This is a genomic window from Pseudomonas ogarae, assembly GCF_014268695.2.
Classification (GTDB): Bacteria; Pseudomonadota; Gammaproteobacteria; order Pseudomonadales; family Pseudomonadaceae; genus Aquipseudomonas; species Aquipseudomonas kilonensis.
Map to the genome: position 1 here is coordinate 5,768,718 of NZ_CP077086.1, position 14,387 is coordinate 5,783,104.

General features: G+C 61.1%; 12 protein-coding genes and 4 tRNA genes. 5 read left to right on the top strand and 11 right to left on the bottom strand.

Going from position 1 to position 14,387, the window contains the following annotated elements; genetic code table 11:
- Nucleotides 1-121 precede the first annotated feature (121 nt).
- The 8 genes from HU749_RS25475 to rluD form a co-directional block, all read right to left on the bottom strand.
- Complete coding sequence (locus tag HU749_RS25475; protein WP_014340261.1) at nt 122-1,747, bottom strand: methyl-accepting chemotaxis protein; 1,626 nt, start codon at nt 1,745-1,747, stop codon at nt 122-124.
- Nucleotides 1,748-1,894: 147 nt separating this feature from the next.
- A tRNA-Pro gene (locus HU749_RS25480) sits at nt 1,895-1,971 on the bottom strand.
- A gap of 94 nt (nt 1,972-2,065) precedes the next feature.
- Nucleotides 2,066-2,141, bottom strand: a tRNA-Lys gene (locus HU749_RS25485).
- Between the two features lie 5 nt (nt 2,142-2,146).
- Nucleotides 2,147-2,223, bottom strand: a tRNA-Pro gene (locus HU749_RS25490).
- Nucleotides 2,224-2,230: 7 nt separating this feature from the next.
- Nucleotides 2,231-2,306: transfer RNA gene (locus HU749_RS25495), tRNA-Asn, on the bottom strand.
- 317 nt (nt 2,307-2,623) lie between these two features.
- On the bottom strand, nt 2,624-5,188 hold the full coding sequence (gene clpB, locus HU749_RS25500) for an ATP-dependent chaperone ClpB (RefSeq protein ID WP_003205692.1): 2,565 nt from the start codon (nt 5,186-5,188) through the stop codon (nt 2,624-2,626).
- Nucleotides 5,189-5,318: 130 nt separating this feature from the next.
- On the bottom strand, nt 5,319-6,044 hold the full coding sequence (gene pgeF / locus HU749_RS25505) for a peptidoglycan editing factor PgeF (RefSeq protein WP_186652557.1): 726 nt from the start codon (nt 6,042-6,044) through the stop codon (nt 5,319-5,321).
- Nucleotides 6,041-7,003, bottom strand: a complete 963-nt coding sequence (rluD, locus tag HU749_RS25510; RefSeq protein ID WP_003205696.1) for a 23S rRNA pseudouridine(1911/1915/1917) synthase RluD — start codon at nt 7,001-7,003, stop codon at nt 6,041-6,043. The genes pgeF and rluD overlap by 4 nt, the downstream gene beginning before the upstream one ends.
- 150 nt (nt 7,004-7,153) lie before the next feature.
- Between rluD and HU749_RS25515 the strand changes: the two genes are divergently transcribed.
- The 4 genes from HU749_RS25515 to HU749_RS25530 all read left to right on the top strand — a co-directional run bounded on the left by HU749_RS25515 (nt 7,154) and on the right by HU749_RS25530 (nt 11,450).
- Entirely contained in the window at nt 7,154-8,170 is a 1,017-nt protein-coding gene (locus HU749_RS25515; protein WP_186652558.1) for an outer membrane protein assembly factor BamD, read from the top strand.
- 124 nt (nt 8,171-8,294) lie between these two features.
- Nucleotides 8,295-8,528: a PP0621 family protein gene (locus HU749_RS25520; RefSeq protein ID WP_186652559.1), complete on the top strand. Its 234-nt coding sequence runs from the start codon at nt 8,295-8,297 to the stop codon at nt 8,526-8,528.
- Nucleotides 8,518-10,107, top strand: coding sequence for a two-component system sensor histidine kinase NtrB (locus HU749_RS25525; protein WP_095963042.1), 1,590 nt, complete (start codon nt 8,518-8,520; stop codon nt 10,105-10,107). The genes HU749_RS25520 and HU749_RS25525 overlap by 11 nt, the downstream gene beginning before the upstream one ends.
- Nucleotides 10,104-11,450 (top strand): sigma-54-dependent transcriptional regulator, encoded by a 1,347-nt coding sequence (locus HU749_RS25530; RefSeq protein WP_186652560.1) that lies wholly within the window; start codon nt 10,104-10,106, stop codon nt 11,448-11,450. Before HU749_RS25525 ends, HU749_RS25530 begins: the two co-directional genes overlap by 4 nt.
- 82 nt (nt 11,451-11,532) lie before the next feature.
- Here HU749_RS25530 and HU749_RS25535 read toward each other — a convergent pair whose 3' ends face one another.
- A complete protein-coding gene (locus HU749_RS25535; RefSeq protein WP_186652561.1) occupies nt 11,533-11,898 on the bottom strand; it encodes a DUF6124 family protein in 366 nt (121 codons plus the stop codon).
- Between the two features lie 468 nt (nt 11,899-12,366).
- Here HU749_RS25535 and HU749_RS25540 point away from each other — a divergent pair, with 468 nt between their 5' ends.
- Nucleotides 12,367-12,531 (top strand): hypothetical protein, encoded by a 165-nt coding sequence (locus HU749_RS25540; protein WP_217870589.1) that lies wholly within the window; start codon nt 12,367-12,369, stop codon nt 12,529-12,531.
- Between the two features lie 384 nt (nt 12,532-12,915).
- On the opposite strand, the gene HU749_RS25545 is transcribed toward HU749_RS25540, so the two are convergent.
- Both HU749_RS25545 and thiO read right to left on the bottom strand, forming a co-directional pair.
- Nucleotides 12,916-13,080: a hypothetical protein gene (locus HU749_RS25545; RefSeq protein ID WP_217870591.1), complete on the bottom strand. Its 165-nt coding sequence runs from the start codon at nt 13,078-13,080 to the stop codon at nt 12,916-12,918.
- Between the two features lie 182 nt (nt 13,081-13,262).
- Nucleotides 13,263-14,363: a glycine oxidase ThiO gene (thiO, locus tag HU749_RS25550; RefSeq protein WP_079302681.1), complete on the bottom strand. Its 1,101-nt coding sequence runs from the start codon at nt 14,361-14,363 to the stop codon at nt 13,263-13,265.
- Between the last annotated feature and the right edge of the window lie 24 nt (nt 14,364-14,387).

Consider the following 14,387-nt stretch of genomic DNA (forward strand, 5'->3'; position numbering starts at 1 on the left):
CACTGACATTGAATGATCCACCGTCATCGCGAGCAAGCTCGCTCCCACAGTTGATCGCGGTCATCCTGTGGGAGCGAGCTTGCTCGCGATGAGGTCGGTACAGCCAGTACTTAATCCTCAATCAAACCTGAAACCGCTGCACCATCGTGCGCAACGAATTCGCCAGTTGCGACAACTCATGGCTGGACGCGCTGGTCTGGTCCGCGCCGGAGGCCGAGCGCACCGACAGATCACGAATGTTCACCAGATTGCGATCCACCTCGCGGGCCACTTGTGCCTGTTCTTCGGCGGCGCTGGCGATCACCAGGTTACGTTCGTGGATTTCATTGACCGACGCCGTGATGGTCTGCAACGCGTCCCCTGCCCGCTCCGCCATGGCCAGGGTACTGGCGGCGCGACTGGAGCTGGCCTGCATGGAGTCGAGTGCCTGGGTGGCACCGCTGCGCATGCCCTGGACCATTTGCTCGATTTCCTGGGTCGATTGCTGCGTGCGATAAGCCAGCGCCCGCACTTCATCGGCCACCACCGCAAACCCACGTCCGCTCTCACCCGCCCGGGCCGCTTCGATAGCCGCGTTAAGGGCCAGCAGGTTGGTCTGCTCGGCGATGGCGCGGATCACGTCCAGCACTTTGCCGATATCCTGCGATTGGTTGGCCAGGGATTGCACCAGGCCACCGGTCACTTGCACATCGCTGGCGAGGGCGCCGATGGCGTCGACCGTATCGCTGACCCGCTGCTGCCCAAGGGACGCCGACTCACTGGACTGACGCGTGGCATCGGAGGTGGAGACCGCATTGCGCGCAACCTCCTCCACGGCAGTGGTCATTTCGGTGACGGCCGTGGCGGCCTGTTCAATTTCGTTGTTCTGCTGTTGCAGGCTGTGGGTGCTGTCGAGCGTAACGGCGTTCAGCTCATCGGCTGCGGTGGCCAGTTGCGCAGCCGAACCGCTGATGCCCTGCAACGTCTCACGCAGATTCTGCTGCATGGCCGCCAACGCCTTGAGCAAGCGGCTCACTTCGTCGTTGCCATGGGTCTCGATGGGCCGGGTCAGGTCACCCCGGGCGACGTTCTCCGCAGCATTGAGCGCCTCACCCAAGGGCTTGACGATACTGCGCGTGAGCAGCATGGCCAGGGCCACCGTGGCCAGCGCGGCGAGCACAACGAACAGGCTGACGATCATGCGGGAATTGGCGTAGTGCTCCTGGGACTTCTGGCTCTCGATGGACACCTGCTTGGAAAACAGCTCCGCCAAGTCGTTGAGCTGTTTGCCGGAACCGTCCACCACGGTCTTCATGTCCACCAGCAGCAGCTTGATCAATTCGTCCCGACGCCCTTGTTCGGCCAGGGTGAAGGATTGGGCGATACCCGTACGGTAAGCGGCGAAGGTTTGCTTGAACTGGTCATAGAGGGCCTTGCCTTCAGGCGTCACGACGAGTTTTTCGTAGGCCGCGATTTTTTCGCTCAACTCCTTGTCGCGCGTGTCCATCTGCCCGCGATACACCGCAATGTTCTTCGGGTCCTGGTCCAGGGCCATGCGCAGGGAAATGGTGCGGATCCGCAGCATCCACTCGCGGATCTCATCACCGCCGCGAATGCTCGGCAGCCATTGGGTTTCCACCGCGACTTCACTGTCACGAATACTCGACATCTGTCCCAGCGCAAACACCCCGAGCAACGCCACCAGCACGGCGATCAAGGCAAAACCCAACGCGGCACGAGGGGCAATATTCAGCTGACGAAGAACCATAGGGAATGCCTTTTTTTATTGTTGGCCTGAAGTGGGGCCAGGCCCCTGTCGGCGGGTTATCGGCAGGTTGTACGATGTCTTAAGTCCCACCCACTTTATCGCAGGCAAAAAAAATCCCCGTATCTTTCGATACGAGGATTTTTAATATGGTCGGGGTAAGGGGATTCGAACTCCTGACATCCTGCTCCCAAAGCAGGCGCGCTACCGGACTGCGCTATACCCCGGTAAAAAAAAGGCGACCTTTACAAGTCGCCTTCCTCGATCAGGGCTTTTGGCCTCTGATCTTAAGATTCGATTCCAGCGAACTGGTTTCAAAAATGGTGGGTCGTGTGGGATTCGAACCTACGACCAATTGGTTAAAAGCCAACTGCTCTACCAACTGAGCTAACGACCCAAAGATGGTCGGGGTAAGGGGATTCGAACTCCTGACATCCTGCTCCCAAAGCAGGCGCGCTACCGGACTGCGCTATACCCCGATTGAAATGGCTCCGTGACCAGGACTCGAACCTGGGACCCAATGATTAACAGTCATTTGCTCTACCGACTGAGCTATCACGGAACTGATATTTCAAGTTACTGCAATTTTGAAGCTACAACGTTGAAGCTAGCTTCAACCTCTTCTACCCTTACGCATCGCTGCGTTCGTGTGTCTGAGGCGCGCTATTCTACAATCTTCAAAACCTCTGTCAACCCCTTAAATTGCTTTCAAGACAATGATTTGCAACTTATTTTGGATTCCTTCTCAGCGAGAAGTAACCCTTGGGGTGACTGACTGCGGGGCGCACTTTACAAGCCTTTTCCTTTGAGTTCAACGGCCTGATGAAAAAAATGGCCTCGCAAAGCGAGGCCATCTCAATTGCAGGCAGTGCGGGCCTTTCAGTTGAAGACGATTTCGTCGTTCTCCACCGTACCGGTCACGGTTTCGCCCGGCATGAACCGACCCGACAGGATCAACTGCGCCAGCGGGTTTTCGATCCAGCGCTGGATCGCCCGCTTCAGCGGCCGCGCGCCATAGACCGGGTCGTAACCCACCGCAATCAGCTTATCCAACGCCTCGTCGCTCAACTGCAGTTTCAGCTCACGTTCGGTGAGGCGACTGCGCAGGCGACCCAACTGGATCTCGGTAATGCCGGCAATCTGATCACGGGCCAACGGCTCGAAGATCACCACTTCGTCGACCCGGTTGATGAACTCCGGCCGGAAGTGCGTAGAGATCGCGTCCATCACCGCCGCGCGCTGCGCCTCGCGGTCGCCCACCAGTTCCTGGATCTGCGTCGAGCCCAGGTTGGAGGTCATCACGATCACCGTGTTGCGGAAGTCCACTGTGCGCCCGTGGCTATCCGTCAGGCGACCATCCTCCAGCACTTGCAGCAGGATGTTGAACACATCCGGGTGCGCCTTCTCGACTTCATCGAGCAGGATCACCGAGTACGGCTTGCGACGCACGGCCTCGGTGAGGTAACCGCCCTCTTCATAACCGACATAACCTGGTGGCGCACCGATGAGCCGTGCCACGGAATGTTTCTCCATGAACTCGGACATGTCGATGCGCACCATGGCCTCTTCGGTGTCGAAGAGGAACTCGGCCAGCGCCTTGCACAGCTCGGTTTTACCGACACCGGTCGGGCCGAGGAACATGAACGAGCCGCTCGGCCGGTTCGGGTCCGACAGTCCGGCACGGGAACGACGCACGGCGTTGGACACCGCCACCACTGCCTCTTCCTGACCGATCACACGCTGGTGCAGCAGACTTTCCATCTTCAGCAGCTTGTCGCGCTCGCCTTCGAGCATTTTCGAGACCGGAATGCCAGTCCACTTGGAGACCACTTCGGCAATCTCTTCCTCCGTGACCTTGCTGCGCAGCAACTGGTTTTCGCTCTTGCCATGCTGGTCGACCATTTGCAGGCTGCGCTCCAGGTCCGGGATCACCCCGTACTGCAGCTCGGCCATGCGGTTGAGGTCGCCTTTACGACGGGCTGCTTCCAGTTCCTGACGGGACTGTTCGATCTTCTGCTGGATCTGCGCAGAACCCTGGACTTCGGCTTTCTCCGAGTTCCAGATTTCCTCGAGGTCGGAATACTCACGCTCGTGACGAACGATTTCTTCCTGCAACCTTTCCAGACGCTTCTTCGCCGCTTCGTCGCTTTCTTTCTTCAGGGCCTGGGACTCGACCTTGAGTTGAATCAGGCGCCGCTCCAAGCGATCCAGTACTTCAGGCTTGGAGTCGATCTCCATGCGAATGCGGCTGGCCGCCTCGTCGATCAGGTCGATGGCCTTGTCCGGCAACTGGCGGTCGGTGATGTAGCGGTGGCTGAGCTTGGCCGCCGCGATAATCGCGCCATCGGTGATCGCCACCTTGTGGTGAACTTCGTAGCGTTCTTTAAGGCCGCGCAGGATCGCGATGGTGTCTTCCTCGCTTGGCTCCTCCACCAGCACTTTCTGGAAGCGCCGCTCGAGGGCTGCATCCTTCTCTATATATTGGCGGTACTCGTTGAGCGTGGTCGCGCCGACGCAGTGCAACTCGCCACGGGCCAACGCAGGCTTGAGCATGTTGCCGGCGTCCATCGAGCCTTCGCCCTTGCCCGCACCGACCATGGTATGCAGTTCGTCGATGAACAGGATGATCTGCCCTTCCTGCTTGGACAGCTCATTGAGCAACGCCTTGAGCCGCTCTTCGAACTCGCCACGGTATTTGGCACCGGCGATCAAGGCGCCCATGTCCAGGGACAACAGGCGTTTACCCCTGAGGCCGTCCGGCACTTCGCCGTTGATGATGCGCTGGGCCAGGCCCTCGGCGATGGCGGTTTTACCCACGCCAGGTTCACCGATCAATACCGGGTTGTTCTTGGTGCGGCGTTGCAGCACCTGGATCGTGCGGCGGATTTCATCGTCGCGACCGATCACCGGGTCGAGCTTGCCTTCCTCGGCGCGCTTGGTCAGGTCGACGGTGTATTTATCCAGCGCCTGGCGCGACTCTTCGTGGTTGGCGTCGTTGACCGCTTCGCCGCCACGCAGGTTGTTGATGGCATTTTCCAGGGCTTTCTTGCTCACGCCCTGGCCGAGCAACAATTTGCCGAGCTTGCTGTTCTCGTCCATGGCGGCGAGCAGCACCAGCTCGCTGGAAATGAACTGGTCGCCCTTCTGCTGAGCCAGACGGTCGGCCTGGTTGAGCAGCCGCGCCAGGTCCTGGGACATGTTCACGTCACCGGTGGGATTCTGGATCTTGGGTAACTGGTCGAGCTCCTTGGCCAGTTCTTTGCGCAGGCTGTTGACGTCAAAGCCGACCTGCATCAGCAGGGGCTTAATGGAGCCGCCCTGCTGTTCGAGCATGGCCTGCATCAAATGCGCCGGTTCAATACCGGGGTGGTCCAGGCCGACGGCCAGGGACTGGGCATCGGACAGGGCCAACTGTAATTTGCTGGTTAAACGATCAATACGCATGGGTCACCTTCCTAATGAGCAGGCCGGACCGTGGAAACATCCTGAATGAAGAAACCTGCCAGATACCGTTATAGATGTGGTCGATTCTGGAAGATTCAAGCCGGGCGCCCTTGATACAGATCAGAGAAGTCTAGCGTTCGATCCAGATCAGCGAAGCGAAGCGACCGGTGCGCGGGTTGCGGCGGTAGGAAAAGAAACGAGGGTCGGTCACGGTGCAGAGACCGCCACCGTAGACGGCCATGACACCGCGTGCGGCCAGGCGCAGCCGTGCCAACGCGTAGATATCGGCCAGGAACTTGCCGGCGTTGGGGCTCGCGGCAAAGGCTTGTGCCGCCTGGGGCAGTTGCGCGACGAAGGCTTCACGCACTTCCGGCCCGACTTCAAACGCTTGCGGGCCGATGGCCGGGCCAAGCCAGGCGAGGATTTCATCCGCGGGCACGGCAAGGCTGTCGAGGGTGGCTTCCAGAACGCCGTTCGCCAGCCCGCGCCAACCGGCATGGGCCGCCGCGACGCGGGTGCCGGCACGATTGCAGAACAGTACGGGCAGGCAGTCCGCCGTCATCGCCGTGCAGGCGATGCCCGGTGTGTCGGTCCAACTGGCATCGGCGGTCGCCACCTGGGCCGGATCAGCCTCGACCACGGCAATACCGTGGACCTGCTGTAGCCAGGCCGGGGTGATGGCGAATTGATCGGTGAGGCGACGACGGTTTTCGGCGACGGCCGCAGGATCGTCGCCCACATGATCGCCCAGGTTGAGGCTGTCGAACGGCGCCAGGCTGACGCCGCCCGCACGGGTCGTGACGCAGGCCTTGACCCGGGCCGGCGCGGGCCAGTCGGGTGTCAGCCAGCCACTCATCCGATGAACGCCTCGCGGTCCTGCTTGAGCAACGTCAGCAACCAGACGAAGTCATCCGGCAACGGCGATTCCCAGCTCATGCGCTTGCCGGTCGTCGGATGATCCAGCTCCAGGAAACGTGCATGCAGCGCCTGGCGCGGGAAATTCTTCAGCGATTCGACCATGGTCTGGCTGGCAGCCGGCGGAATGCGGAAACGACCGCCGTAGGCCGGGTCGCCCACCAACGGGAAGTTGATGTGGGCCATGTGTACACGGATCTGGTGGGTCCGACCGGTTTCCAGCTTGACCCGCACATGGGTGTGGGACCGGAAACGCTCGAGCACGCGGTAATGGCTGACCGCCTGCTTGCCGCCCTCCATCACCGCCATGCGCTGGCGCTGCTGGCCGTGACGACCGATGGGGGCATTGATCTTGCCACCGGCGGTGACGACCCCGATCACGATGCATTCATAGATGCGGCTGACGCTGCGGCTTTGCAGCTGTGTGACCAGCTGTGTCTGCGCCTGGATGGTCTTGGCCACCACCATCAGACCGGTGGTGTCCTTGTCCAGGCGATGGACGATGCCGGCACGGGGCACATTGATAATGTCCGGTACGTGGTGCAGCAAGGCATTGAGCAAGGTGCCATCAGCATGGCCAGCGGCCGGGTGCACCACCAGGCCCGCAGGCTTGTTGATCACCAGGATGTCATCGTCTTCATAGACGATGTCCAGGGCGATGTCCTGGGCGACCCATTCTCCCTGGGCCTCCTGTTCGGCAGTCAGTTCAAGAATGGCACCGCCGTGGACGATGTCGCGCGGACGAATCACCGCCCCATCCACAGTCAGGCGGCCGTCCTTGATCCAGGCGGAAAGGCGCGAGCGAGAGTGCTCGGCAAAGAGTTGTGCGGCGACTTGATCGAGGCGTTGGCCGCCCAATTCGGACGGCACCTCTGCGCGAAGTTCTATTTTATCGGACATGCTCGGACTGGGCGTCGGCACAGCCTTTGGTTTCGGCTGCGCGCTTGTGGTTAAATACGGCGTCTTTTGCCCCGAGGCTTTCAACGGGGCGCTCATCATAACAGGACGGCCCCGCCCAAGACAGCGGCCGTCATAGGGACGCAAGCCGCCATGCAAGTGAAACACCTGCTGCTGATCGCCATCCTCGCATTGACTGCTGCTTGCTCGTCGAAGGAAGTCGTAGACGAAAACCTGAGCGAAGTCGAACTGTACCAACAGGCGCAGAACGACCTGGATAACAACAGCTATACCAGCGCCACCGCCAAGCTGAAGGCGCTGGAGTCGCGGTATCCGTTCGGTCGCTACGCCGATCAGGCCCAATTGGAGCTGATCTACGCCAACTATAAGAACGCCGAGCCGGAAGCTGCCAAATCCGCCGCCGAGCGCTTCATTCGCCTGCACCCGCAGCACCCGAATGTCGATTACGCCTATTACCTCAAGGGCCTGACCTCCTTCGACCAGGACGTCGGCCTGCTGGCGCGCTTCCTGCCGCTGGACATGACCAAGCGTGACCCGGGCGCCGCGCGCGACTCCTACAATGAGTTCGCCCAGCTGACCAGCCGCTTCCCCAACAGCCGCTACTCGCCGGACGCCAAGCAGCGCATGATCTACCTGCGCAACCTGCTGGCGTCCTACGAAATCCACGTGGCCGACTACTACCTGACCCGTCAGGCCTACGTCGCCGCCGCCAACCGTGGTCGCTATGTTGTGGAAAACTTCCAGGAAACCCCTTCGGTGGGTGATGGCCTGGCCGTGATGACCGAAGCCTACCAGCGCCTGCACCTGGACGATCTGGCGGCCACCAGCCTGGAAACCCTCAAGCTGAACTACCCGGATCACCCATCCCTGGTCGATGGCCAGTTCACCCCACGGGTCGCCGAAGCGGACAACCGTTCGTGGCTGAGCAAGGCGACCCTGGGCCTGATCGAGTCCCGTCCACCGCTGCCGCCGGGCGAAACCCGCGCCAACCAGGACGTACAGCGCCAGTTCCAGGATGCCAAGGAAGCCATCCCGAACGAACTCAAGCCCAAGGACGAGAATGGCGACGTGATCGAGGAAGAAGAGCCTGAGAGCGAGTCCAGCGACCGCTCCTGGTTCAGCTACATGACCTTAGGTCTGTTCGACTGAGGCTAAGGCCCGCAAAAAAGGGAGACCCGACGGTCTCCCTTTTTTGTGCCTGGGTTTTATTGCGCTGTGCGCCGTTCCTGTCCTTGGCTAAACTGCCTGATCTCTAGCCAAAAAGCCGCCCATCATGCTTCGTTTACTGTTCTGGATCGCCCTGATTGCCGCCGCGGTATGGTTCTGGCGCAAGTTCAAGAGCACCTCCTCCGCGTCGCACGCTCCCCGCGAGCAGGACGCACCGCCCATGGTTCGTTGCGCTCATTGCGGCGTACACCTGCCCCGCGACCGGGCGCTGGCTCTCGAACAACAATGGTATTGCAGCCAGGCTCACCTCGAGCAAGGCCCGGGCACTCGTGAGCGCTGAGGCCTCAAGCCCGCGCGAAAAACAGGCGCAGCGCCTGCTGCGTCTTTATCACCTGTACCGCCTGAGCATCGGCATCACCCTGGTGCTGCTGATCTCCAGCAACATGGACAACCGTCTGCTGGAATTCGCCAACGACGACCTGCTGCGCAGTGGCAGTTGGCTGTACCTGGTGCTGAATATCCTGCTGGTGGTGTTCCTTGAAAACACCCGCCGCCCTGCCCGGCTGTTTGGCCTGGCACTGACTGACGTGCTGCTGCTCTCGTGGCTGTTCTTCGCCGCGGGCGGCGTGCCCAGTGCCATCGGCAACCTGCTCATCGTCTCGGTGGCCATCGGCAATACGCTGCTGCGAGGCCGGATCGGCCTGTTGATCGCTGCGGTCGCCACCCTCGGCATCGTCGGTTCGAGCTTTTTCCTCGGCCTGAGCGACTCGAACCGTCCCAGCAGTTATTTACAGGCCGGCACCCTGGGGGCGCTGTGTTTTGCCGCCGCGCTGCTGGTGCAAGGCCTGACCCGACGACTGGAAGCCAGCGAAACCCTGGCCGAGCAGCGCGCCAGCGAAGTGATCGGCCTCGAAGCGCTCAACGCACTGATCCTGCAACGCATGCGCACCGGCATCCTGGTGCTCGACCGCGAACGGCGCGTGCAATTGGCCAACGAAAGCGCCTTGAACCTGCTGGGCATGCACGACCTGGTCGGCCAGCAGATCGACGACTGCTCCACGGCCTTGGTCGAGCGCCTGCAACTGTGGCTGAACAACCCCAGCCTGCGCGCGCAAAGCCTGACCATCAGCGGCACGGGCCTGACACTGCAACCGAGTTTCATTGCCCTGGGCCACAACGACCAGCATCAGATCCTGGTTTTCCTCGAAGACCTGGCCCAGGTTGCCCAGCACGCTCAACAGCTCAAGCTCGCTTCCCTCGGGCGCCTGACCGCCGGCATCGCCCATGAAATCCGCAACCCCCTGGGCGCCATCAGCCACGCAGCGCAATTACTGCGCGAATCCGAGGAACTGAACGACGCGGATCGGCGTCTGACGCAGATTATTCAAGATCACTCCCAACGAATGAATCGCGTCATTGAAAATGTCCTGCAGCTGTCTCGCCGCCAGCAAACCACCCCCCAACGCCTCGATCTGCGGACCTGGCTCGACCAGTTCGTCCGCCAGGCCCGCGAAAGCATGGCCGAGCACCAGCACTTGCACCTGAGCATCGACCCAGGGGACTACATCACGCTGATGGACCCCGACCAGTTGACCCAGGTACTCGACAACCTGCTGCGCAACGCCTGGCGCCACAGCGCCATGGCCCACGAACAGGCCGAGGCCTGGCTGAAACTGTTCATCGACCCCCACAGCCAGCTGTCCACGCTGGACATCATCGACAACGGCCCCGGTGTCACGCCCGAGCAGCAGGCGCATTTGTTCGAACCTTTCTTTACCACCAGCAGCCAGGGCACCGGCCTTGGGCTCTATCTGTCCCGTGAGCTGTGCGAAAGCAACCAGGCCCGCCTAGACTTCAAACCACGCCAAGGCGGCGGCTGCTTTCGCATCACCTTTGCTCACGGACGGAAACAGATTTGAATAATCGCTCACGGCAACGAATCCTGATCGTCGATGACGAGCCGGACATCCGCGAACTCCTGGACATCACCCTGGGCCGGATGAAACTCGACACCCGCAGCGCCAAGAACCTTGCCGAGGCCCAGGCCCTGCTGGCCGGGGATGCCTTCGACCTGTGCCTGACCGACATGCGCCTGCCCGATGGCACCGGCCTGGAACTGGTGCAGCACATCCAGCAACGTTACCCCCAACTGCCCGTGGCGATGATCACCGCCTATGGCAGCCTGGAAACCGCCATCGACGCCCTCAAGGCCGGCGCCTTCGACTTCCTGACCAAGCCGGTCGACCTGGGTCGGCTGCGGGAGCTGGTCACCAGTGCCCTGCGCCTGCCGCCGGTCGCCACGCCGGGCACCACCCTCGAGCGCAGCCTGCTGGGCAACTCGCCGCCGATGCTCAGCGTGCGCAAGCAGATCGAAAAACTCGCCCGCAGCCAGGCACCGGTGTACATCAGCGGCGAATCGGGCTGCGGCAAGGAACTGGTCGCCCGGCTGATCCACGAACAAGGTCCCCGTGCCAACCTGGGCTTTGTGCCGGTCAACTGTGGGGCGATTCCCACGGAGCTGATGGAAAGCGAGTTTTTCGGCCATCGAAAAGGCAGCTTCAGCGGCGCCATCGAGGACAAGCCCGGGCTGTTCCAGGCCGCCCATGGCGGGACCTTGTTCCTCGATGAAGTGGCCGACCTGCCCTTGGCGATGCAGGTCAAGCTGCTGCGAGCAATCCAGGAAAAAGCCGTACGCGCTGTTGGCGGCCAGCAGGAAGAAGTGGTGGACGTACGCATCCTCTGTGCGACTCACAAGGACCTGGACGGCGAAGTCGCCGCCGGGCGCTTTCGCCAGGATTTGTATTACCGGCTGAACGTCATCGAACTGCGCGTCCCACCGTTGCGCGAACGCCGTGAAGACATCGAGCTGCTGGCCAACCATATGCTCCAGCGTCTGGCGGCCAACACCGGCAGCCCACCGGTCAGATTGCATCCCCAGGCGTTGGACGCTCTCAAGAATTACCGCTTCCCGGGCAATGTGCGGGAGCTGGAGAACATGCTCGAACGTGCCTACACCCTTTGCGAACAGCAACAGATCGAAGCGGATGACCTGCGCTTGGCCGAGGGCAATAGTACTACTGAGGCAGGCAATCCCGATTTGATGCAGGTCGACAACCTGGAGGATTACCTGGAAGACGTCGAGCGCAAGCTCATCCTCCAGGCATTGGAGGAAACCCGCTGGAATCGCACGGCGGCGGCGCAACGGTTGAAGTTGTCGTTTCGGTCGATGCGGTATCGGTTGAAGAAGCTTGGGCTGGATTGAGCCACGGTTTTGAAACTCACGCTTACCCCCTGTGGCGAGGGAGCTTGCTCCCTTGCCACGGGTTTCATGTTTGCCGCCGCGACTATCTTCCGTCCGCAGGCGCCTGCTCGTCCAGAACACGATTGGCCAGTAATTCACTCAGCTCAATCAACTGCAGTACCCCCAAGGCAATATGCCATCTCGAACCGTCAAGCTCGAAAGCCAGATCGCTGATTGTTGCGTTGGCGGAGGCCAGGGTTTCGCTGAGGTTGGTGAGGAGGCATTCGGTGTCGATGCCGGCCACGACAGTGAATAACTGGTTTGAGGCGGGTTTCTTTTTGGTTTCGGGCTTTGGGCCGAGGTAATAGTCGAGGGCGCGTTTGGCGGCTTCATCGAGCTTTTGGTGATCAGGATCGACGTGGGTTGACGAGGAACCTGTTTCTGGGGGGTTGGGTCTATCTTTAATCATTGTGCATCTCCAAGTTTTTGGAGCTGTCACCGATCGCCGCGACGCGATTGGAGGTGGCAGCTGTACGCAGGTTCGCGGACCGAACTTGGAGCTTCGGCATACCCGAAGGTATCCCACGCACAGCCAACCATGACACAACGACAAATACCGAAGCACCGTCGTCGGCTGGAATTATGCACCAAGTTAACGGGCCGCGACGCCCGGACGCTGAATTGGCAGCGACGGGAAAAGGTTAGCCAGAGTTCTTCCCACCCGGCAACCGCCAGAACTCGTCGGAAAATTCGGCTCGAATCAGAATCTTGTCCGACCATTCCCACAAAGCTTGGTCGGCTGTGAGGGCGGTGTGTATATCCGTTTCTGCGGTAACGGCTACTTAGGGTTCCGCCCTGACGGCGGGTCACTTTCGAAAAGCGCGAAAGTAACCAAAGCGCTTTTGCCCCACCACTTGGCACCTCGCCTAGGCTCGGTGTGCCCTCACTCCGGCATTGCTCCGTGGGCCGCCGCGAAGGGCCATCCATGGCCCAGCGCGGCTATCCCGGCATCCATGCCGGGATGCCCACGGATCAATGCCTGCGTTCGGCCATCGTGGTTAACGGGGCGCCCGAGATCAACGTCCACCGCGAGGCGGCCTAACAGCCGACCTGATTTAGGGTGATCGCGTTTCTCCTGTGGGAGCGGGCTTGCTCGCGAAGGGGCCGGAGCATTCAACATATTCATCGCCTGTGCCGCCGTCTTCGCGAGCGAGCTCGCTCCCACACTGGATCGGGGACGATCTACAGATTTTCGGCCACTGCAAATTCCTGTGGGAGCGAGCTTGCTCGCGATGGCAGTGGATCAGCTTGCATCAGCCTTGGATGTACCGCCGTCTTCGCGAGCAGGCTCGCTCCCACAATGGGATCGGAGTACGACCGGGAGAACCAGGCCGGCTGTCAGGCCGCCTCGCGAGCAAGCTTTGCTCCCACAGGTCCTGCTCAAACAGATTTGACGGGTGTACGACCAGGAGAACCAGGTCGGCTACTAGGCCGCCTCGGGGCGGACGCTGATCTCGGGCGCCCCGTTAACCACGATGGCCGAACGCAGGCATTGATCCGTGGGCATCCCGGCATGGATGCCGGGATAGCCGCGCTGGGCCATGGATGGCCCTTCGCGGCGGCCCACGGAGCAATGCCGGAGTGAGGGCATGCCGAGCCTAGGCGAGGCACCGAGTGGTGGGGCAAAGCGTTTTTGGTTACTTTTGGCGCTCTTCCAAAAGTGACCCGCTGTAAGAGCGGAACCCTAAGCAGCCGTTACCGCAGCAATGGATATGTACTCGATCAACACACCGCCATCGCAAGCAAACTCGCTCCCACAGGAAAAACCGAACCTTACAACCGCCCCGCCGGCGCATACGGCGCAGGATCGATCACCGGCTCACGCCCTAACATCAAATCCGTAAACAACTGACACGAAGCCGGAGCCAACACCAGCCCATTGCGATAATGCCCACAGTTCAGCCAAAGCCCAGCAACCCCCGGCACCTCGCCGATATAGGGAATACCTTCAGGCGACCCAGGCCGCAACCCCGCCCAATGCCCAACCACCTCGGCATCCGCCAGTGCCGGAATCAGCTGTTGTGCCGAAGCCTTCAAGCTCTCCAGCGCCGTATCGGTCGGGGTCTTGTCGAAGCCTTCACGCTCCAGAGTACTGCCAACCAGAATATGCCCATCACGACGCGGAATCGCATAACGCCCCTTGGCCAGGACCATGCTCGACAGAAAATCCGACGCGCACTTGTACAGAATCATCTGGCCCTTGACCGGCTCAACCGGCAACTTCAAGCCCAAGGTCTTGAGCAACTCACCACTCCAGGCACCGGCGGCCAGCACCACCTCATCGCCACGAATTTCTCCGGCAGAACTGTGCACGCCAACCACACGCCCACCGTCGCGAATGAACCCGCCGACTTCGCACTGCTCATGAATCGTGACGTTCGGCATCGCCAGCAACGCAGCCTTGAGGGACTTCACCAATCGGGGATTGCGCACGTTGGCCACGTCGGCCATGTAGATCGCCCGGGAAAAACCCGCGCCCAGCACCGGCACGGCGTCGTGGACAGCCGAGATATCCACAGCCCGCATCGGGCGCCCTTCCCGCTCGGCCCAGGCCAGCGCTTCGTCCTGATCGTCCAGGTCCAGCCAATACAGACCGGTGACATGCACTTGCGGATCGATCCCCGTAGTGGCGAACAAGCGCTCGCCCAGCTGTGGATAAAAATCCTGCGACCAATGGGCCAGCGCCGTGACCGCCGGGCTGTAGCGCCAGGGGTACAACGGCGACACGATACCGCCGCCGGCCCAGGACGATTCCTGACCGACACTGGAACGGTCCAGCAGCACCACACGCTGCCCTTCGGACGCCAGATTGAACGCCGTCAGCAGGCCGATGACTCCGCCACCGACAATCACCACTTGCTGTTGCCTGGTCATGTTCTGATTCGACTCACTAAAACA

Bases quoted from the DNA above. Each gene is read 5' to 3' on its own strand.
- HU749_RS25475 (WP_014340261.1), bottom strand. From the start codon at position 1,747: ATGGTTCTTCGTCAGCTGAATATTGCCCCTCGTGCCGCGTTGGGTTTT.
- clpB (WP_003205692.1), bottom strand. From the start codon at position 5,188: ATGCGTATTGATCGTTTAACCAGCAAATTACAGTTGGCCCTGTCCGAT.
- pgeF (WP_186652557.1), bottom strand. From the start codon at position 6,044: ATGAGTGGCTGGCTGACACCCGACTGGCCCGCGCCGGCCCGGGTCAAG.
- rluD (WP_003205696.1), bottom strand. From the start codon at position 7,003: ATGTCCGATAAAATAGAACTTCGCGCAGAGGTGCCGTCCGAATTGGGC.
- HU749_RS25515 (WP_186652558.1), top strand. From the start codon at position 7,154: ATGCAAGTGAAACACCTGCTGCTGATCGCCATCCTCGCATTGACTGCT.
- HU749_RS25520 (WP_186652559.1), top strand. From the start codon at position 8,295: ATGCTTCGTTTACTGTTCTGGATCGCCCTGATTGCCGCCGCGGTATGG.
- HU749_RS25535 (WP_186652561.1), bottom strand. From the start codon at position 11,898: ATGATTAAAGATAGACCCAACCCCCCAGAAACAGGTTCCTCGTCAACC.
- HU749_RS25545 (WP_217870591.1), bottom strand. From the start codon at position 13,080: ATGCCCTCACTCCGGCATTGCTCCGTGGGCCGCCGCGAAGGGCCATCC.
- thiO (WP_079302681.1), bottom strand. From the start codon at position 14,363: ATGACCAGGCAACAGCAAGTGGTGATTGTCGGTGGCGGAGTCATCGGC.